15 protein-coding genes are annotated in these 20,250 nt (G+C 43.9%); 9 read left to right on the top strand and 6 right to left on the bottom strand.

Going from position 1 to position 20,250, the window contains the following annotated elements; genetic code table 11:
- Nucleotides 1–34 precede the first annotated feature (34 nt).
- Nucleotides 35–1,747, top strand: a complete 1,713-nt coding sequence (locus RB622_RS06970; RefSeq protein WP_308045835.1) for a hypothetical protein — start codon at nt 35–37, stop codon at nt 1,745–1,747.
- A 19-nt stretch (nt 1,748–1,766) separates the two neighbouring features.
- Here RB622_RS06970 and RB622_RS06965 read toward each other — a convergent pair whose 3' ends face one another.
- Nucleotides 1,767–2,144 carry a group III truncated hemoglobin gene (locus RB622_RS06965; RefSeq protein ID WP_308045834.1) on the bottom strand — a complete coding sequence of 126 codons (378 nt, stop codon included), beginning with the start codon at nt 2,142–2,144 and terminating at the stop codon, nt 1,767–1,769.
- 397 nt (nt 2,145–2,541) lie between these two features.
- On the opposite strand from RB622_RS06965, the gene hmpA reads away from it, so the two are divergent.
- Entirely contained in the window at nt 2,542–3,756 is a 1,215-nt protein-coding gene (gene hmpA / locus RB622_RS06960; RefSeq protein WP_308045833.1) for an NO-inducible flavohemoprotein, read from the top strand.
- A gap of 100 nt (nt 3,757–3,856) precedes the next feature.
- Here hmpA and RB622_RS06955 read toward each other — a convergent pair whose 3' ends face one another.
- Nucleotides 3,857–6,058 (bottom strand): sialate O-acetylesterase, encoded by a 2,202-nt coding sequence (locus tag RB622_RS06955; RefSeq protein ID WP_308045832.1) that lies wholly within the window; start codon nt 6,056–6,058, stop codon nt 3,857–3,859.
- Nucleotides 6,059–6,837: 779 nt separating this feature from the next.
- Between RB622_RS06955 and RB622_RS06950 the strand changes: the two genes are divergently transcribed.
- Complete coding sequence (locus RB622_RS06950; RefSeq protein WP_308045831.1) at nt 6,838–7,284, top strand: hypothetical protein; 447 nt, start codon at nt 6,838–6,840, stop codon at nt 7,282–7,284.
- A gap of 148 nt (nt 7,285–7,432) precedes the next feature.
- The gene (locus RB622_RS06945; protein ID WP_308045830.1) at nt 7,433–9,046 is read left to right on the top strand and encodes a M81 family metallopeptidase; all 1,614 of its coding nucleotides are present in this window, start codon (nt 7,433–7,435) and stop codon (nt 9,044–9,046) included.
- 73 nt (nt 9,047–9,119) lie between these two features.
- Here RB622_RS06945 and RB622_RS06940 read toward each other — a convergent pair whose 3' ends face one another.
- Nucleotides 9,120–10,835: a tetratricopeptide repeat protein gene (locus tag RB622_RS06940; RefSeq protein WP_308045829.1), complete on the bottom strand. Its 1,716-nt coding sequence runs from the start codon at nt 10,833–10,835 to the stop codon at nt 9,120–9,122.
- A 180-nt stretch (nt 10,836–11,015) separates the two neighbouring features.
- Between RB622_RS06940 and RB622_RS06935 the strand changes: the two genes are divergently transcribed.
- Nucleotides 11,016–12,722, top strand: coding sequence for a hypothetical protein (locus tag RB622_RS06935; protein ID WP_308045828.1), 1,707 nt, complete (start codon nt 11,016–11,018; stop codon nt 12,720–12,722).
- 32 nt (nt 12,723–12,754) lie between these two features.
- Here the strand turns inward: RB622_RS06935 and RB622_RS06930 are convergent, their stop codons facing one another.
- On the bottom strand, nt 12,755–14,128 hold the full coding sequence (locus tag RB622_RS06930; RefSeq protein ID WP_308045827.1) for an MATE family efflux transporter: 1,374 nt from the start codon (nt 14,126–14,128) through the stop codon (nt 12,755–12,757).
- Between the two features lie 195 nt (nt 14,129–14,323).
- Between RB622_RS06930 and RB622_RS06925 the strand changes: the two genes are divergently transcribed.
- Nucleotides 14,324–14,722 carry a VOC family protein gene (locus tag RB622_RS06925; protein WP_308045826.1) on the top strand — a complete coding sequence of 133 codons (399 nt, stop codon included), beginning with the start codon at nt 14,324–14,326 and terminating at the stop codon, nt 14,720–14,722.
- A gap of 99 nt (nt 14,723–14,821) precedes the next feature.
- A complete protein-coding gene (locus RB622_RS06920) occupies nt 14,822–15,259 on the top strand; it encodes a VOC family protein (RefSeq protein WP_308045825.1) in 438 nt (145 codons plus the stop codon).
- A gap of 91 nt (nt 15,260–15,350) precedes the next feature.
- On the opposite strand, the gene RB622_RS06915 is transcribed toward RB622_RS06920, so the two are convergent.
- Nucleotides 15,351–16,322, bottom strand: a complete 972-nt coding sequence (locus tag RB622_RS06915) for a c-type cytochrome (RefSeq protein WP_308045824.1) — start codon at nt 16,320–16,322, stop codon at nt 15,351–15,353.
- A 106-nt stretch (nt 16,323–16,428) separates the two neighbouring features.
- Nucleotides 16,429–17,187, bottom strand: coding sequence for an oxygenase MpaB family protein (locus RB622_RS06910; RefSeq protein ID WP_308045823.1), 759 nt, complete (start codon nt 17,185–17,187; stop codon nt 16,429–16,431).
- A 181-nt stretch (nt 17,188–17,368) separates the two neighbouring features.
- Between RB622_RS06910 and RB622_RS06905 the strand changes: the two genes are divergently transcribed.
- Nucleotides 17,369–17,638, top strand: coding sequence for a hypothetical protein (locus RB622_RS06905; RefSeq protein WP_308045822.1), 270 nt, complete (start codon nt 17,369–17,371; stop codon nt 17,636–17,638).
- Nucleotides 17,639–17,834: 196 nt separating this feature from the next.
- On the top strand, nt 17,835–20,240 hold the full coding sequence (locus tag RB622_RS06900; protein WP_308045821.1) for an outer membrane beta-barrel family protein: 2,406 nt from the start codon (nt 17,835–17,837) through the stop codon (nt 20,238–20,240).
- Nucleotides 20,241–20,250 lie beyond the last annotated feature (10 nt).

Raw genomic sequence — 20,250 nt, 5'->3', positions numbered from 1 at the left:
GACATCATACGCTACCTAAACTGAGTCAATAAAAATGAAAAATATTCTGCTCATTGTTTTGCTCCCACTACTTTTCGCGGGAACACTCATGTTTGGTTTCTTAAAACAAGAGCAGGAGCCAACCGGCAGTATGGATAATATCACCGTTTGCGCCCCCATTGCCGGAGGAATTATCAGACCGATGGTTTCCGGAAAATTCATAAACCCGCTTCCAGGCTGGGGCAGCTACGAATATAAAATTTCCACGGACAATGACAGTGCCCAGTTCTATTTCAACCAGGGCCTTAACATGTATTACAGTTACCACATGAAGGAATCACTTGCTTCCTTCAAGGAGGCTTCCCGCCTTGACCCCGGTTCTGCCATGACATATTGGGGCCAGGCATTGGCCATGGGACCCTATTACAACGCTGCGCATAGTTATAAAATGCCTGCTGAAATCCTGGACGTCTTAAAAAATATGAATGAAAAAGCGGGCCTATCTGATAAGGAAAAAGGTCTGATCCGTGTGATGAATTACCGTTATTCAAAAGATGCAACGGATGCCCGCAGGAAGACTTTGAACCAGGCCTACGCCAATGCGATGCGGGAACTCATTTTGGAGTATCCGGACGATCCGGATGTTAAGGCATTATTCGTAGATGCGGTGATGGTTATACATGCCTGGGATTTCTGGAATAGTGATGGCACTGCAAAAGTCTGGACCGACGAACTTGTACATTTCTGCGAAGAGATATTAAAGAAAAACCCTGATCATCCGGCCGCTTTGCACTATCATATCCATCTTACAGAGGCCTCACGACACCCTGAAGTTGCATTGCCCAATGCGGACAAGCTGAAAGATCTGTTTCCCGGCGTTGCGCACATGGTGCATATGTCGAGCCACGAATATGAACGCAACGGCCTATTTGAAAAAGGTGTGATGGTAAATGATCTGGCTGATGCCAATCTGCATCTTTATGACTCGCTGGCAAAAAATCTTAGCCTTAGCAAACACAGCCCGCATTACTTTGCCGTGCAAACCTATTGTGCGCTAAGCGGCGGAATGTATGAAGTCGGCATTCGCAGTGCGCTCCGGTGTAGAAAAAGCGTTTCTCCAACGTATGAGAGCACCTATGACCAATATCTTTATATGCTGCCGTCGTTGACCCTGGTTCGTCTGGGAAAATGGGACGAAATTATAAAAGATGAAAGCCAGCCTGATCCAAAATGGACCTATGCTCAGTTGCTTTATCATTTCTCAAAAGGTATGGCTTATGTTCAAACCGGACAGACCCAGCTTGCGAAAAAGCATCTTGCATTATTACAGCAAAACCTTAAAGATCCAATTTTAGAAAAACGAAGAATTCCTTTCAACGCCCCGCTGCCCATCGCACAGATCGCTGATAAAATTTTGAACGGTTCCATATTGTTTTCAGAAAAAAAATATAGAAAAGCAATTGCCAGCCTGAACAAGGCAATCAAAATTGAAGATGGCCTTATTTATACGGAGCCTAACGATTGGCCGATTCCTGCCAGGCAATTTCTAGGTGCTTATTATCTAAAAATGGGCAAACCGGCCCATGCTGAAAAAGTCTACCAGGATGACCTCGCCAGGAATCCCGGTAATGGCTGGTCGTACGTTGGATTATATCAAATTGCAAAAAAACATAACAACACCAGACAACTTGCCGAGTATGCGTCTAAATACAAAATTGCATTTTCCAAAGCCGAAGAAATTCCGGCGGGGTCAGTTTATATGCGGTAAAGCCGTTAAGTCTATCGAGTTATCCAAACTTGGCGTACGCTATTTTATGTTCAAATAACGCCGCTAACTTTTCAGCCCGCCACCTCGCCTCTTCGGACTTTTCACCCGTAAACAATTCATCGATGGTCTGATTGAATAACCCGAGCCAGGCTGTGAAATGCGTATGGTCAACCGGAAGCATAGCATGGTGCGGAAACGGGCTCCCGAAATAAGTATGTTCTTTCAGTAAAATCGTTTGCCAAAATTTGTACATTTTTTCCAGATGTGGCTGCCAATGCCCCTGAATCCGTTCATCAAAAACCGGTGCCAGAATATCGTCCTTGCGTACCTTATCGTAAAAGGTATCAACCAGTAATTTTACATCTTCCAAATCAAGTATCTCCTTTTTTACATCCATCTCAATTACAATTTACCGTTCCGCAGTTCCCGCGCTCATTCCTTTCCCCAACACACGAATCCGATGTTAACCCCGCTGTGCTTTATCAGGACTACCTGCAAATATATGAAACCTAAAACAAATAAAAGATAAAACTATCTTTTATTATTCAATTTTACTATTACCTTTGTTCCGTCAACGGATTCTAGCGCTTTTAAACAACGGCACTTTCCTTAAATTATCTATTTCAACACAATTAAAAAGATAAAAAGGTATTTATATATTTTAATTATAAAATTTCGATACATATATTTCTGTTGGAAGCAACAGAAGACAGTTTCCCCTTTCTGATCAAGGGATCACCTATTATACCGCTACTTTAAAAATCAAGTATTTAATAACAAAACAAGGAACAAGCATGATCACTCAAGACCAAAAAAACCTCATCAAAGCAACAGTACCTGTTTTAAAGGAAAATGGTGTGTTATTGACAACGCACTTTTACAAACGTATGTTCACCCATAATCCCGAACTGAAAAATGTTTTCAACATGGGTAACCAGCAAAACGGCAGACAGCAAACTGCACTTGCGATGGCAGTTTTAGCCTATGCCGAAAATATAGAAAATCCCGCTGTACTGATGCCGGTTGTTGACGGAATCGGACAAAAACACACCAGTCTGGACATCAGACCCGAGCATTACATCATCGTTGGAGAACATCTTTTAGCATCAATTTCAGAAGTACTCGGAGACGCAGCCACACCTGCAATTATTGACGCCTGGGGCGTTGCCTACACGCAGCTTGCGCAAATTATGTCGGGCCATGAAACCCACTTATACAACAAACAAGTGCAAAAAAAAGGCGGATGGACCGGATGGCGCCCCTTTATTGTGAAAGAAAAAATTGCTGAATCGACTGAAATTACCTCGTTTCACTTGTATCCTTCCGATGGAGGGGCCGTTGCAAGTTTTCTCCCGGGTCAATTCATCAGTGTTCGTCTTTTTCTTCCTGAACTTAATCTTTTACAGCCTCGCCAGTACAGTATTTCCAGTGCCCCAAACGGACTGTACTACCGCATTTCAGTCAAAAAAGAGACTTCCACAAACCTTAACCCGAATGGCATGATCAGTAACCGACTGCATGATTTCGTTAACGAGGGTGACCTGATCGATGTTTCCGCCCCGGCTGGTAGTTTTACCTTAAAAACAGATAATGATCACTCCGTTGTGTTCATCAGCGGAGGTGTCGGGCAAACGCCATTGATCAGCATGCTTGAAGAGCTCATCAGGAGCGCGAGTAAAAGGCCAAAAACCTGGATTCACGGCTGCCGGGACAAAAACGCTCATGCCTTCAAGGAAGTTATTGAGTACTGGGCAGACGAAAAAAAGGCCATTGACAAGCACATCTTTTACGATGAAATCGATGAAGATTCGGCAAACGAAGGTTTGTACAAAGGATGGGTGGATTTGAATGTGTTGGGAAATGAACTGATCGCACCAGACACGGAATACTACATTTGCGGTCCGGCTCCATTCATCACGAAACATTACACGGCACTGATTGCGAATGGAATAAATAAAGAATTTATCCATTTTGAAGAATTCGGCCCACAAACACTGCATCTGAATTAGATGATCCTACACATCTATAACAAAAAACGGCGATGTCCCAGATTCAGAGATACCGCCGTTTTTTATGCTTAATATTTCCTAGTGCCCTACTATTTCACGGCTAATTAACGACCAGTTGTCTCGCCACATCCGTATTGGCGCCCTTGACACGCACAACGTATTTTCCCGGCTGCAAATTATTTAACAAAACTTTGACACGACTTTTCATATCCTGCTTTTGCGTAACCATGATCCGACCGTACAGATCATACACGACAATTTCGGCGTCATTTATATCCTCCAGTGATTCCACATACACTTGGTCACGGGTAGCCGGATTGGGAAATACAACTACATCTGAAATACCCTCTGTAATCACCTGAAGGTCATTGGAGAAAGACGAATAACAGGTCAACAAATTGCTTCCTACAACATAGGTCACACCCGCTCTCGCCGAATAAGTCCCCGTTTGCGCCGTTTTGATGATATTCGCTGTTGAGCTTGTCAATATTTCACCGCCCATTTTCCAATCATACTTTTCTTTCAGGTCCTTTTGACTAATCGTCGCCAGTGCGGTAAACGGCCCTGTTCTTTCGATGATCGGGGTCGGCGTTTTCGGACGAATTGTCAGCGATGAAACATCTGAATTATTGGACAAACATCCGAAAACATTTTCACTTCTGGCAAAATAATTCCCGCCATCCGACACCGTTAATGTACTATTTGTTGCCAGGGTATTACCTGTTCCCTGTTTGTACCAATTGTAAAGTTCATTACCCTGATTAATTGAAAAAGTAAACGATGAATCCGCGCAGGCCTGCTGCGAGCCAATTTCCCGGATCGTCGGAGTTACCGGTTTAATACTTGTATTTATAACCATCGTTTGGGTTACCAGAGCATTTCCATAGGCATCCTTAACCGTCCCGGTGTACTTGCCCGGTTCCGAGATATTGATCGACCTGCCCGAACGTTCAGTGTATCGCCCATTTACTTCTACCGACCATTTATAACCCTGAAAACCATCCGGTAATGTCAGGTTTACAGAAGCGTTATTGTCCGCACAAACGCTGGTGATTTTAGGTTCCTGGGAAACGGAAACGGGATTAACGGTGGCAAAGAAATTTGTATTCAACGTTTCATTCCACGCATTTGCCAGCACTTTCAAAGCCACTTCGCCAAAAAAATGCGTCCCGTCGCTGCGGGCTGCCGGGAGATTATCGGTCTCCGGTCCGGGGTAAGTAATACCCGGAAGCTCTCTCAAAACAGCATTTTGCCCGGCAATAATCTCATTGCTGGTAACGGAAGTAAATTTCGGATCATCGGGGATAGATACCATGGAGGTACGTGAAATCACCCAGGTAATCGGGCGATTGACATCTGACGAAAGCTTGGAAATAACCGACTTAAGATCATTTTTGTAGGTGTCTGCATTGGTTCTCCGTGGCAAATTGTCGGTTTCACCCTGCATCCAGAGAACCGCTCTCGCCCCAAACGGTTTCGCATAATACTGCATCGCCAACCTCAGATTTCCGTAAGGCATTTCCGCGGGTAATTTAACACCGGCGGAATAAGCATTTGTCGTGATAATGCCCTGGCTGCTTTCCCGCCAGTTTTGTATCGAAGTACCCGACCAGCCGGTATTCACAAACAAAATGGGAACATTCAGGCGTTGCGCCAAAAGATCCCCCAAAATCCCCCAACACCATGAAGTATGGCCCCTTGGCCCCATAATGTTGGGATTTTGGCCATTCCCATTCCAGGCAGTTTGTAGCTGCAAGGGCTGAATATTAGCTATGGGCGCATCAGTCCATCTATTCTGGGCATCGTTATCAAATATCACATAATTTACCCTGTCGTCCCTGGCAGGCGGCGGCAAAGGTGCTGATGGGTTGGTCTCGTCCATGCCCTGGGCATTGGATTGGCCTGCAATGATGAAAACCTCCCCCACACCAACGCGGGAAATGGCATCTATGTTTCCAATGGCAATTCCACCTTTCAACCCGCGAACTTCTACTTTGTACCACCCTCCGGCCATGGACAATTTTCCGCTGAATACGCCACCAGCGGGTTTATCCTGCAATGTTGTCCATGCGATTGCTATACCCTGCCCCTCAGCAACAGGTGTTGCGCGCACCTCAATCTTATCCACTGGAATCGCGTAGTTCCCACTGATGATCACATCGGCAGAACCATTTTTTTCTCTCTGATAAACAGACCTTTCCAAAGGAGTCGTTACATCAATTTGTGCTTTAACAATAACCGGGACCGCAAGGATCCATAATAAATTTAGTACTATACGAAAGGAAAAAATATACTTACTCACTATATGCTTTTTGCTAAAATTAAATCAGGAGGACTATTAAAATATACCGGTTTTTGAAAAACCCATCGCTAAAAACAGCTGAATATGGGCTGATCTTTCAAAACACCTTCCGGCAAAAAGCGGACAAACCTTGATCTTAAAAATGCTTTCATAAACTGACTAATATAACAACTTTACCAATAATTACCTCTAGATACATAAATGCTAAAAGTGGTTGCAACATTGCAAAAAAAAAGTTGGGTTTAAGAAACAAAGCGGTTTCTTTTCAACGATAAACGTAACCACAAAGATAATCTTTCCATGATCTAAAAATGTCTTTTTTGTAAGAACCAATTCATTTCAACAACACATAATCACCGTAACACCCTAAATAACAGACAACTTACCATTAAATCAATAATTATATTTTCAACATCCTGCATATTAAATCCAGAGCCAATAGTGAATTATTTTAATATTGGAGATATCCGAATTGCTGTTAACCGATTCTCGCAGTTGTTTCACTCCATTTGTCTGTCCCAAACAAAATCGTCCTCCTTCCCACGGGGCTCGTCCGGAAAAATCCGAAAAACGTAAAATTTAATGACAAATAGTGTTATTTTTATATAAGTGTTATCAACCAAAATTACCGCCTGTCTGCATTTTCAGATGAACATTTGCAGTTCGTTTTACCATATTAATACTGCTCAGTAGCTGTTGGCAATTAGCGTAGTAACCGGATGATTTATAACCCATTATAAAATTCAATAATGTAAACTAATTTTTCACTACTACTTATTATGAAAAATTTGACACTTCTCCTTTGCATCTTTTGCTCCATTCTCAACTTCGCATCGGCACAGCAAATCACAGGGACATGGAAACGAACATCCATTGTCCTTGAAAAAAGTGATGGAACTAAGTCCGATATGTTTCAGTCGCAGCTCAAAACCATGCCCTGTGCCGCAACAATTACCTATACCTATGCACCTGGTGGGCAGGTGACGATGAACGCGGGCGGTTGCAGTAACATGAAAAATATGCTGGAAGCCATGAACGGTAAGACAACCTGGACCCAGACCGGGAACAAGATCACGATCAATTCGGGCGATGAAAACTTCCCTATCCAAATATACAATGTCAGTTTTGAAGGAGGTGCCATGATCTGGCTTTTCGATTATGCCAGCAACCCTAAAACACCGAATCCAACACATGTCAAGTCAATGAAGATTGTTTACAAGCGCTAGAACGTAAATGAGCGTATAAAACCAAATGGTCGTCAAATATCAGTTAATACACATCCGGGAAAGTTTTGGCTCATTTTCAAAAGTCTTACATAAAGTTGACTATATTTAGTAAAATATTTTAAAATATCTATCCGATAAAATTTAATGTATGAGACTTACATTTCTCCTGACTACTTCCCTTTTATTAACCGTATCCCGGGCATTTTTCCCCGTTTCTGAAAAACCTATTGAATCATCCGCCCCCATACCACAAGTAGCGGGCACACATGCCACCCAAAAAGCGCTTCCCCGCATAGGTATTGCGGGCTTAGCGATCGAATCCAGTACCTTTTCGCCTGCACTTACTTTGGAAGAGGCCTTCCATCCTAAACGCGGAGCTGAAATTTTCACATCCTATCCATTTTTTTCCGCCGACTCTGTAAACAGGAAACGGGCCGTCTGGCTCCCTGCATTGGTTGGCCGGTCGTTACCGGGCGGTACCGTGACCCGCGAAGCTTATGAATCTCTGGTGAAACAGATGCTCGAATTACTCAAAAAAAACGTACCTTATGACGGATTATTTTTCGACATCCATGGCGCTATGAGTGTCGTTGGTCTTGATGACCCGGAAGGAGATTTGATCGTAAGAATCCGCGAAGTGGTTGGCAAAAAAACGCTTATTTCTACGTCCATGGATCTTCACGGCAATGTATCTTTACGACTGGCACAAAACACGGACCTGATCACCTGTTATCGGATGGCGCCCCACGAAGACGCCATGCAAACTAAAAAACGCGCTGTCGATAATTTACTGGCCCGGTTGGAAAGTGGCAAGGGAAAACCTGCCTACAAAGCCTGGATCCCCATTCCGGTGCTGTTGCCTGGTGAAAAAACCAGTACGAGAATTGAACCTGCGAAAACAATTTATGCAGCCGTTGACCCGGCATCAAAACAACCCGGCGTTATCGACGCTGCGATCTGGGTAGGCTATGCCTGGGCTGATGAGCCTCGCAATCATGCCGTTGTGATGGTTACCGGTGATGATAAAACCACCGTAACGCAAACCGCAGAAAAGCTTGCACAAAGCTTCTGGAAAGCGAGGGCCGATTTTGCATTTGTCGCGCCGACAGGCTCGTTGACCGAAAGTCTTGACAAAGCCATAGCCAGCAAAACACATCCGTTTTTTATCAGCGATTCAGGTGATAACCCAACTGCGGGAGGCGCCGGTGATGTTACCTGGACTTTGAAAGAGATTCTTGCCCGTCCCGAGTTCCAGTCTGAAAACGGCCCTTCCTTGATTTACGCGTCCATCCCCGGACCGGAATTCGTACAAAGTGCAATGGCGGCGGGCGTAGGCGGCAAAGTAGATGCCTATGCGGGTGCAAAAGTAGATGCCCGTTTCGCGCCCCCGGTAAGACTTGTCGGAACCGTCGAATCCATCGAGCATGGTGACAGAAACGCAGAAACAGAAGTTGTCGTAAAAGTAGGGAGTGTTCATGTGATTGTTACTAAAAAACGCAAACCCTATCATAAGGAAGCGGATTTCACTCGTTTGGGGTTAAATCCACGTAAATCTGATATCGTTGTCGTGAAAATCGGTTATCTCGAACCCGAGCTTTATGCCATGAGAGCCGACTGGATCCTTTCGCTTACACCCGGCGGCGTTGACCAGAATCTGGAAAGACTTGGTTACAAAAGGATCAAACGTCCAATGTTTCCATTAGACAAGGATATGAAAGACCCGGATCTGAAAGCCAGACTGATCCCGTCCTCTGACAAATAAATCAAATGGCATGGGGTTTCTGTTTTGAAACAATTGAAACTCCATGCCATTATTAAAGCAAAGTACTGGGATTTTATAACATTTTGACACGCTTATCTGCCCATTTCCCTGCCAGATTCAGCGCCACTTTTGTTTCCTTGGCATCTTCGGTATCTCCCACGCTCATTTGTGCCCGATACAAACCTTTCAATGCCCAGATATTTCTTGGAAAAATTGCCAGGTCGGCCTTCAAAACCTTTTCTGCCTCATCGTATTTTTTTTCTTTAAGGAGCAAATCACCCAAATTGTGCCGCACTGAAAAAAACCAGTCCGGCGGTTCGTTGTAATTCAGATTATCTTCCAGTGCTACGGCCTCTCTTAGCAGTTTTTCGCTCATGGAGACATCACCTTCCTTACCAGCTATTTCAGCCTCCAATACCCTTCTGGCAATTTCCAAAACGGCATTTAATGGATTTATTCCCGACGAAGTCAATTTTGACATTTCAGGATCTGCCGCAATTTTTTCCAATTCCGACAGCTCCAATTTAGCTTTATCAACCTGATTCTTGACCACAAAAACCCGTCCCATAGCATAATGACGTATTGCCATCGGGTATTTCAGTTTAACAGAATCCGTATTATTCATTCTGACGATTTCATCCCACAAGGAAAACTTCAACGCTACATGATACCGGATCGTATAATAATGCTGCAGGGTGCTCCATGCAACATCCGGCATTAAATTTTTCCTGCTGTACTCCGCCATCTTGTTGGCCGCCAGCATGGCCCATTTCTGATTACCTTCCAGCGTGGCAGTGGCTGCCAGCAAATGGTAGTTATGTGGAAAATACATGAGCGGAAACATACCCTGGGCATAAGAGCCTTTCAGATAGGCGCTATCCACTTTTACCGAACGAATATTAGCCAGCGACGCCTCATGGTAATTACCGGTATGGATGTAGATATGTGAAGGCATATGCACCAGATGACTGGCATTTGGCGCAAGCTCTGCAAGAATGGCTGCACTGGCCAAACCCTTTTCCGGCGTCTTCGAGGCTTCAATGACGTGAATATAATAATGCTGAATACCGATGTGTTTGGGAAACCGCACCTTTAATTCTTCAAGTTCCGCAAGAATGTTTTTCGTCCATGGCTTCGGCTGACCGTTTTTCTCCCACAAATCCCAGGGATGCAAATCCATCACTGATTCGACGTATAACGCCCCAATATTTTCGTCGTTGGGAAACTGGTGGTAAATGTTTCTCATCGCCTCCGAATACTTAACATCATAAGGCTTGCGATCTTCCACGGGTCCGGGCGGATAACGTCTGGACAGGGCCCTGATCAGCATTTTCTCCTTGGCCGTACAATTGCCCGAAAGCTTTTCTGCCTGTTTTACCGCCTTATATGCCCGCGCATAATTATCCGGCTCCATGCCTGCGTTATAATTCGGCCCCAACACAAAAGCAAACCCCCAGAAAGCCATCGCACAGGTTGAATCAATTCTTGTCGCCTCAAAAAAGGATCGTGCGGCTTCTGCGTGGTTGAATCCCATCGCCAGCATAAGGCCCTGATTGAAATATTTCTGTGCTTCCTTACTTTGGGTAGATATCGGATAATGAACATTACCTAATCCTTCAAAAAGCGGCGCTTTTTTCCCGGAATTATACCAGTCTTTATCGGTAAGCTGTGTCCGGCAAATAATTTGGGAAATCGTCGAACTGTTGTCCGCTTGTTTTTTAGGCTGACAGGAAAAGAGCATACCAGTCATCAATGACAGGTACGTTAGAAGTATCTTTTTGTTTTTCATACACAACCTCCCGCAGGAAGACGTTTACAATCAGCAATTTATGCATTAATTTAAACAAATTTCAGACAGAATCCTATCAATACATTCCCGGAATATTTTTGTTTAAACAAATTTTATTACAAAATAAATTAGTAAACATGAACGCCCTCCTACTTTTGATAACAGCTAAATCCAGATTCCATGAACAGACGAGAATTCGTTAACAAGTCAGTTGTCCTATGCTGTGCTGCGCCAATCGTTAATATTTCGGGCATTATCCCCACCCGCGTTGAAAAAATGCCGCCATGGCTTCTGGAACTGATAAAAAACAATGATAAAGGGATAACTCATTTAAGAACTTTACAGGTTAAGGACGCGAAAAGTCCGGACTTTGGAGGTGTCATGGATGGTTTCGATATTTTGAATCCGCACAATACTGCTGCTGTCATTCAATGGGGCTCCTGTTCGCTTTCCTCGCCCTCATCCCAGTTTTATCAATCCGCTGAGCTGTTGAATGATATGAATCTGGCGGCGCTATATCTGGTAAAAACACAACATTCAGATGGCACGATTGATCTGCTATCGACTAATTTTCATTCAACACCTGACACTGGCTTTATTGTAAAACGGCTGGTGATGGCTTATGTTTTGATAGAAAAGTCCAAAACAAAGGGCCAGGAAAACCTCTTGTCCAACCTGAAAACATTTCTTCTCCGGGCCGGCGATGCGCTGTCCGTAGGTGGCATCCATACCCCCAATCATCGCTGGGTCGTTTCGGCTGCTTTGGCTAAATTGTATACCTTATGGCCGGATCCAAAATATGCTGCCAGAGCCGAACAATGGCTTGGGGAACACATTGACCTCGATTCAGATGGTCAGTTTAATGAAAAAAGCACCTACATCTATTCGGCACTTTCGGATCGTCTGCTGATAACCATTGCAAAAGGTTTTAACAAACCGGCACTTCTAGATGCCGTTCGTCGTAACCTGGACATGACCATGTACTACGTTCACCCGAATGGCGAAATTGTTACCGACGCATCAGGCAGGCAAGACAAAGCACTGATCGGAACATTAGAAAATTACTATTATCCATACCGGTATCTGGCCCTTTTGGATGCCAACGGATCCTATTCGGCCATGTGTGCTTTGATCGAGCAAACAGCCGGACCCAAAATTGGTGGTTTCCTCGATTATTTTTTAGCCGATCCATCTCTTTGGGCTAACCTGCCACCAGCGAAATCATTGCCCGTCGCGTACGTCAAATCCTTTCCAAATTCAGAACTGGTACGCATCCGGCGCAACCAGTGGGACAGCACTTTGATTGCAAAAAATCCTGTTTGGCTCACTTTCATGAAAGGAAATGCGGTATTACAGGGTGTGCGTTTTGCTTCTTCCTTTTTCGGCAAAGGCCAGTTTCAGGCTGACACCATTACCAAAACAGAACGCGGATGGGAGTTGACCCAAAAATTAGACGGCCCATATTTTCAGCCTTATCCGGTCGACAAAATATCGTCTGACGGAGATTGGGAGAAAATGCCCAAAACAAACCGCCCGCAAAGTGAAGTACAAATCCTTGAAACCAAAATTTTAATACATGAAGCAAAAGAAGGAATCGAAATAGAGATCACAACCAGCGGTACCGAACGAGTACCCGTTGCCTGGGAATTTGTATTCCGACCGGGAGGCGTACTTAACGGTGCGTCCAAAATCGAAAACACCAAGGATTCCTGGTTATTGAAAGAAGGTAATGGTACATACACGCTTGGTGAAAACACGATCACGTTTGGGCCAGGGGCGGCATTACATAAAAACATAAGTTTACGCGGTTCTTTACCTGCGATGGAAGCGCCAACGGTTTACATAACCGGTTTTACACCTTTCAGACATGTGATCACACTTTCGTAAAAGTACGGAACAGCGATTAACGGGAAACTTATTTAAGTTTTCGCGATAATTGCATCCTCGGCAAAGAAATCTTCCTTCCTGTAAAGCGTGTATCCGATCACAAGAACCAATGTAAATATCTCCGCAAACGAGCGGGACAATAAAATGCCGTTCAGCCCCATTTTAAAATACTCCGTGAGCAAAAACATAAACACAGCAATAAGCAAAAAGCCTTTTAGGATATTGATCGAAGTAGCCGGCCCCGACTTGCCAATGCTTTGAAGGTAAGCCGACAGGATGTAATTAGGACCAGCGCCAATGAAAAGAATAAAATAGAGTTTTGTAGCATTGCCTGCAACATTTGCAAATTCGTCCGTTTCATTTTCAGAAACCAAGCCGACCAGCAGATCCGGAACTATAAACCCAACGGCTGTTACAATGAAACCAAGCACGAGGGTAAAGCTAAATGCAAACTTAAAAATGTCCAAAACGCGAACCGGTAACTTTGCGCCAATGTTAAATGAAATGATGGGAAGCGACGCAATCATGGCTGCGGTAAAAAGCCGGATAAATATGAAGCTCAAATAATTCACCAGCCCAAAAGCCGCCACCGCCAGTGGCCCATAAGGAACAACACTGTGACTGATCATCAAAAGACCAGAGGAAAAAGAAAGTTCCGAAGCGAAAGACGGAAGTCCAAAATGAACCAGCACTTTCCATTCCTCGCATTTAAGGGTAAACTGAAAATTACGGAAACTGAAATTGTTTTTCCCTTTTCGAATATAGAAAAATAGATAGGAAGCCGAAACGAAGATCGAAACGGCCGTGGCAATGGATGCCCCCTCCACGCCTAAATGCAGGCCCATAACCAAAAGTACGTCTAAAATAACATTCAGCGCGACCCCGATCAGTGACGCATTTCTGGAAACTTTGGGGCCGCTATCGTTGCTGATAAAATTTCCCCAAAACATTCTCAGAAAGAAAAAAGGCAGGCTGATTAACTGCCAGAACATATAATCAGACAAATAATCGACGATCTTGCTATGCTCATTACCCGCCAGAAAATCAGCAATGGGTTTAATTAACAGCGGTGAACTGAATGCAATAATCCCCCCAAACAGCAATGCCAGCGTAGTGGCAAACTGAAAAATCTGCTGGGCGTTCTGATAATTTCCCGCGCCAATACTTTTGCCGATCAGAATGCCGCCTCCAACCATAACCGGAAGCGTTAAAGCAATAAAAACGATTACGACCGGTCCATACAAACCGACAGCAGCCAGTCCTTCCTTCCCGACCTGCTGTCCGAGAATAATCCCATTGACAACCTGATGAAACGTTACGGATAAAATACTGGTGAGTGCCGGAATATAGTACTTAAAAAACAGCGATTTTACCGGCGCCTCACCCAACTGATTCTGCGAATTCATAAGGAGCGTTTTTGAAATTGGGGGACGAAGGTAAACTTATTATCTGGATTCTTTGGCAAATACAAGAAAATCAATGTTCAATGCCGCGGTATGTTGATCACTAAAATTTAACGCGAAAACCAAAAACATAATTTTAGGGAGAATAATTTATACTTATTATTACCTAAATTTATAAAAACAAAAACCACCAAAATCATGGAAAAAATCAGCCCGAATACGAACGCGCTAAACTGGTTTGAAATACCGGTTGCCGAAACAGCAAGAGCAAAGAAGTTTTATGAAACGATCCTGGACATACAAATGGAAACCCAGGAAATGATGGGCATGGAAATGACTTTCCTGCCTTATGACATGGAAGGCCAATCGGGGAAAGTGTCTGGAGCACTGGTAAAAGGTGATATGTTCAAGCCCGGCATGGATGGCGCAATTGTGTATCTGAACGCCAATCCCAATATTCAGACCGTCATTGATAAGATCGAAGGTGCCGGTGGGCAAGTCATTATGCCACGCACCCAGATCAGCGAAGAAATTGGATACATGGCCTTTTTTATTGATTCAGAAGGAAACCGCATGGCCCTGCACGCCGAAAATTGATTGCAGGATGTACCAGAACATTCACATTCACATTCAGGAAAAATATTCCTGCTGCACTTTCAAAATAATTGTTCGATCACACGAAACTTAAAACCTGGTATGGCACAAATTAACCCCTACATCAATTTCAAGGGTAATTGCGAAGAAGCATTTAATTTTTACAAATCCGTTTTTGGCGGTGAATTTGCCTTTACAGGCCGTTACAAGGATATGCCGCCATCAGAAAACGGTCATGCCCATGAAATAGACGGTGAAAAGATCATGCACATCTCCCTGCCGATTAGCAAAGAAACGTTACTGATGGGAAGTGACGTAGGCGGGGAATGGGCAAAACATACCATTGACGGAAATAATATCCAGATCTCCATCAATGTTGACAGCGAGGCAGAGGCCACGCAAATATTTAACGGATTATCTGCGGACGGAAGAATCAACATGCCTTTGGAAAAAACCTTCTGGGGTTCATTTTTTGGCATGCTCACAGACAAATTCGGGATTAACTGGATGGTAAGTTATGACTACAATCAACAGAAATAGTTAAATCACTCCCACTTTGCCCTTACCAAACAGAACACCTGTTCCATTTGGTAAGGGCAAAATTTCCAAGGTTATCTTACAACCTCACCAATCAATTCGCCACGAATTTAACAACAGCATGGTCTTTTGGCGGAAGTGACTGAAGATAACTGAAAATTGCTTTCAGGTCAGATTCTTTCATACCCGCGTACATGGTCCAGGGCATCGGCGTGTTCATATCTTTCGGGCCGATGGCATGCGGAACATAGCCGGAGTCCGCGTACATTTTGAACCGTTTGACAAAAGTCTCTTCATTCCAGAGCCCCAGGCCAGTCTTTTTATCGGGCGTAATATTAACTGAACGCACGGTGCCCGACGGAATTTTAAATTCCATCCCACCGCCAAACTCGCTTCCTGCTACTGTTTGTCCTTTTTCCATTTTACTATGACACATTACGCACGAAGCGGCCGTCACAAGATATTTTCCATAATTTAAAGTATCACTTTCGGACGGCTTTACACGCAGGACAGCCTTTGCCGGCATGGTATTGATAAGAATATTAACAGGAAAATCTGCTTTCGCCTCGGGCACATCGTTTTTCACGGGTTCCAATGTTCGCAGGTAGGCAATGATACTATAAATATCTTCCTTATCGAGCTGACCGAAAGCATGGTATGGCATCACCGGAAACAGCGCATTCCCCTTTTTGCTTACGCCCGTCGTGATGGCTCTGAAAATCTCTCCGTCAGTCCATTCCGAAAGCGCATAGGGCGTAATATTTCTCGCATAAAATTCACCGGGAAAGCCCAAGTCCCTGCTGAATTTTTCGCCGCCACCACCAAAGTTTCCAGTCAACGGAGCGGTAAACCGGTTCCAGTCACGGGTACTATGGCAATCCATACAAACAGACACGTGGTTGGCAATGTACTTGCCCCGCTCCACTCTCGCCGCTGTTTTCTCAATCGCCAGATCCGGAGCTTCTCCTACATCCGGTAAGGCAGTTTTCACATAAGTGCCGGCAGCAATGGCAGCAAGGAGTACCACGGCTAAAACAATGCCGGTAATTTTTAGTATTTTTTTCATAACATATATAAGGGTTTCGTGTGTGACAAATTTAGAAAAATTATTATCACACTGATGTTAAACCACTTACAATAAGTTCAATAAAAATACTTAACGGTAAAAATCCTTACATTCCATCCAGATCTATCACTTGTTTTTTGTAATCCCGTGGCAGTATGCTATTTCTGATGACCTTTTCGATCCCGAAAAAACGGGTTAACTTATACAGTGAAAGCACAGGATCCAGTACCCGGAAATTACCCAGAGAAAGCAGCGCATTGACCCGTTCAGGAACCACCAAAACCTGTACCTGAAGGAGCAGCCGGTATCTGACCGGACCAAGATGTTTTTTGTATTGTTTGTATAAATCCAGCGTAAAATCGCTCTTCAACAGGTTTTCTTTTAAATGTTCCTCCCTCATAATCCGCCACTGCTCATAATGCTGGGGCAGGCCGGAAATATCCATCCTGGCCCCTACCTGATGAAAAACCTCGAAGATCTCCCCTTTCTCATCTTCTGTCAGCTTCCTTTCCAGCACTTCGAAAGAACGGATCGAATAATCGACCAGCATAAATAATACATCCCGATAGGCCCAATCCGGAATTTTGGCTCCCCTCTCTTTCTCTACGCCCTGATGGATCGCTGTGATCTTATCAATGGCATGTATGGCCGCGTCATATTCAGAAAAAACAATTTGCCGCGCATACCCAACCGTTGAGAAAAGTCGTCCCAAAGGATCTGTGGGAAGCCTACCCGTAAAATAAAGCCAGTCAACAGCCTTGTTCAGGGCAAATTCCGCCGATGCTCCGGCAAAAATAAAAAGGATAGCATCCGCCTGCCCCCATATTTTTCGTACAATCGAATCTTCACTGACAAAATATTTCATATCATTTTCATCTTACACCACGCCCTGGATAACAAAAACTATTTCAAGGACTTACATTAAAACAAAGTATGCGCTATTGTTTTCTTAAAACAAAAGTACTTTGTATAGCAAAGTACAATATAAAATATTGTCTTTGCAAGCCTGACCCTATTAATATTATAGCTGCTAAAAATTGAAACCGTTGAAACTTAGCGTTCATGATGTTAACTTTGAGATTATCAGCACACTAACTGGTTCAAAATCTATGAAATACTTTGGCATTGCACTGATTGCAGGTATCGTCGGTTATGCTTTCGCCGCTTTCCTGAGCTATTACCTGATCGGAAAATTTTCCTCAAACGCTCACGACCGAAGCGTTGAAGCGAGCATGACCTGCATCTTCGTCTACGGTCCTATCGGTTTCATCCTTGCCTTTATTGCTGGTTATCTATGGGCCAAAAATTCATTTTGAACCGCTATTAAGTAGTAGCGAAAAATTAGTTTATGTTATTATTTTTCATAAAACGCTATTAATCATTCGGTTACTAATCTAATCGTATATAGCTAATTGCTATAAATGAGAGTTCATTTCTCAATCAGTTACAAAATTTAAAATTTCTTCGAAATCGTATTGCTTCTTGCGTCACCATGAATGAAATGACGATACGATGAGAAATTTATTTTTGCTAAGCCTGATCCTGGTGTGTTTCTTAACTACCCATGCGCAATCTGTGAAGGTCACGCTATCAGGAACCGTGAATGATGTCAGGGAAAACAAAGCGCTGCCTTTTGTCAATGTTGCCTTGAAAAAACAAGCCGACAGTTCTTTTGTCTCCGGAACAATCACGAACGACAAAGGACTTTTTAGCCTTAGTGACGTCAGTACCGGTCACTATATTATGGAAATTTCTTACCTCGGATACCAGACCTCAACACATCCGGTACTGGTCGGGACACTGAGTTCTTTTTTAGGTCTGGGCATATTTCGTTTGCAGGAAAGTATCCAGCAGCTCAATGAAATAACCGTCACAGGAGCAAATGGGGAAGGTCCAAGCACCCATATGGATAAAAAAACATTTTCGGTAACCGATAACATCAGTCAAAGCGGCGGCTCGCTTTTACAAGCTATGAAAAACCTGCCCGGAATTACGACCGATCAGGATGGCAAGGTCGCGATCCGGGGTAATGACCGGGTGGTGATCCTTGTTGACGGGAAACAAACTGCCCTCACAGGTTTTGGAAATCAGACCAGTCTTGACAATATTCCCGCCTCGGCCATCGAAAAGATCGAAGTGATCAATAATCCTTCCGCAAAGTACGATGCGAACGGGAACGCTGGGATTATCAATATCATTTACAAAAAGAATAAACAGGAAGGTTTTAACGGAAAAATCGGGCTGTCAAGCGGACTGGGCGCGCTTTGGATCAAAAAAGAAAACCTGCCCGATATACGTCCCCAATACCGCAGGACATTTAAACTGAATCCATCGCTCTCGCTCAATTATCGAAAAAACAAGGTCAACATTTATTTTCAGGGTGATTATATGCACACCCCTACCCTCAACAAAAACGAGTTTGTTGACCGTTATTATGATAGCGGCGAGGTGGTCCGCCAGCAAACAAAAAGAAACAGAAATACCAATATCGTTACGGGTAAAACAGGCATTGACTACAACATAGATGCCAATAACACCTTTTCGCTTTCTGCGCTTTTCAGCAGTGAAAAAATCATTGACCGTGGCGATGAGCCATTTTTCAACGCCAGTCTTTCTGAAAGAAAACGCTTATGGCAATTTTTGGAGGATGAGCTAAAAACAACGGCGACAGCAACGACTACCTTTCAGCATAAATTTTTGCAACCGGGGCATTTGTTAAATTTCGGGTTAAACTACACCTTTCACAGAGAGGATGAAAAGTATTTTTTCACGAATACCCTTCCGACATTTACCGGGAAAGATGCGTTTAAACTACTTTCTGATGAAAATGTGGTGGACCTGACCGTCGATTACATCAAGCCACTCAAATACGGGCACCTGGAAGCGGGGCTGAAAGTCCGAAAGCGTTACATTCCGACCAACATGCAGTTTTTCCCCGGACTGAATTCGCCCATCGATAGTGCGGCGGGTGGCTGGGCCAATTACAACGAAACAATTCCGGCGCTGTACAGCAATTATGTTTTTGAAAATCAACGTCTGGAAGTGGAAGCCGGTATCCGCGTTGAATATGTGGACCTTCGTTACAGTGTCAATCCCAATCATCCAACCTATAAAAGCGCCGGATACCATTACACCCAACCGTTTCCAAACATCAGGTTTACTTATAAAATTGACGACAAAAACAGAGTGTCGTTATTCTATAACCGCCGCGTTGACAGGCCCAATGAGGTTGATATACGCATTTTCCCAAAATATGACGATGCCGAGATTATCAAAATCGGAAACCCGACCCTTCGCCCACAATTTACCAACGCCTGGGAAGCAGGTTACAAGACCAACTGGTCAACCGGCTACATCTATGCAGCATTGTTTCACCGGATGACCGACGGCACCATTACGCGGATCAGCAGTACCGTGCCGGGCAGTACGATCATTTACAATATATTTCAAAACGCTGGCAAAAGTTATAATACCGGAGCAGAATTAATCTGGCAGCAGCAGTTTGCCCCGTGGCTTACCGTTAACACCAGTATGACGATTTACAGAAATACAATCAACAAATTCTCCGTCGAAAACAAGTACCCGGTCACAAGCATCTACACCAGTAAAAAGCAGCAGCTCATGTCGGGCAACGGAAAAATCAATGCCATGCTGAAACTTGGAAAAGGTCTGGAAGCGCAGGTATCGACCGTGTATCTGGCACCTGATATTATCCCTCAGGGCAAAACGGGATCGAGGTTTTCAGTGGATGCTGGTATTAAAAAGCAGGTCAAAAAAGGCGACTACTTCATCAATGCAACGGATCTGTTCAACACCCTGGTGATTAAAAAGACGGTGAATGGTGACGGATTTCATTACATCAGTTCAGACTATTACGAAACACAGGTGATCCGGGTGGGCTATAATTATAAGTTCTAATCCTACCGGT

Origin of the sequence: Dyadobacter sp. LHD-138 (genome assembly GCF_030929615.1) — a bacterium.
Classification (GTDB): Bacteria; Bacteroidota; Bacteroidia; order Cytophagales; family Spirosomataceae; genus Dyadobacter.
This window is presented reverse-complemented; position numbering and strand designations above follow the sequence as displayed.

What these genes read in the sequence shown, in the direction of transcription:
- RB622_RS06970 (WP_308045835.1), top strand. Translation starts at nt 35, where the DNA reads ATGAAAAATATTCTGCTCATTGTTTTGCTCCCACTACTTTTCGCGGGA.
- RB622_RS06965 (WP_308045834.1), bottom strand. Translation starts at nt 2,144, where the DNA reads ATGGATGTAAAAAAGGAGATACTTGATTTGGAAGATGTAAAATTACTG.
- hmpA (WP_308045833.1), top strand. Translation starts at nt 2,542, where the DNA reads ATGATCACTCAAGACCAAAAAAACCTCATCAAAGCAACAGTACCTGTT.
- RB622_RS06950 (WP_308045831.1), top strand. Translation starts at nt 6,838, where the DNA reads ATGAAAAATTTGACACTTCTCCTTTGCATCTTTTGCTCCATTCTCAAC.
- RB622_RS06945 (WP_308045830.1), top strand. Translation starts at nt 7,433, where the DNA reads ATGAGACTTACATTTCTCCTGACTACTTCCCTTTTATTAACCGTATCC.
- RB622_RS06940 (WP_308045829.1), bottom strand. Translation starts at nt 10,835, where the DNA reads ATGAAAAACAAAAAGATACTTCTAACGTACCTGTCATTGATGACTGGT.
- RB622_RS06935 (WP_308045828.1), top strand. Translation starts at nt 11,016, where the DNA reads ATGAACAGACGAGAATTCGTTAACAAGTCAGTTGTCCTATGCTGTGCT.
- RB622_RS06930 (WP_308045827.1), bottom strand. Translation starts at nt 14,128, where the DNA reads ATGAATTCGCAGAATCAGTTGGGTGAGGCGCCGGTAAAATCGCTGTTT.
- RB622_RS06925 (WP_308045826.1), top strand. Translation starts at nt 14,324, where the DNA reads ATGGAAAAAATCAGCCCGAATACGAACGCGCTAAACTGGTTTGAAATA.
- RB622_RS06920 (WP_308045825.1), top strand. Translation starts at nt 14,822, where the DNA reads ATGGCACAAATTAACCCCTACATCAATTTCAAGGGTAATTGCGAAGAA.
- RB622_RS06915 (WP_308045824.1), bottom strand. Translation starts at nt 16,322, where the DNA reads ATGAAAAAAATACTAAAAATTACCGGCATTGTTTTAGCCGTGGTACTC.
- RB622_RS06910 (WP_308045823.1), bottom strand. Translation starts at nt 17,187, where the DNA reads ATGAAATATTTTGTCAGTGAAGATTCGATTGTACGAAAAATATGGGGG.
- RB622_RS06900 (WP_308045821.1), top strand. Translation starts at nt 17,835, where the DNA reads ATGAGAAATTTATTTTTGCTAAGCCTGATCCTGGTGTGTTTCTTAACT.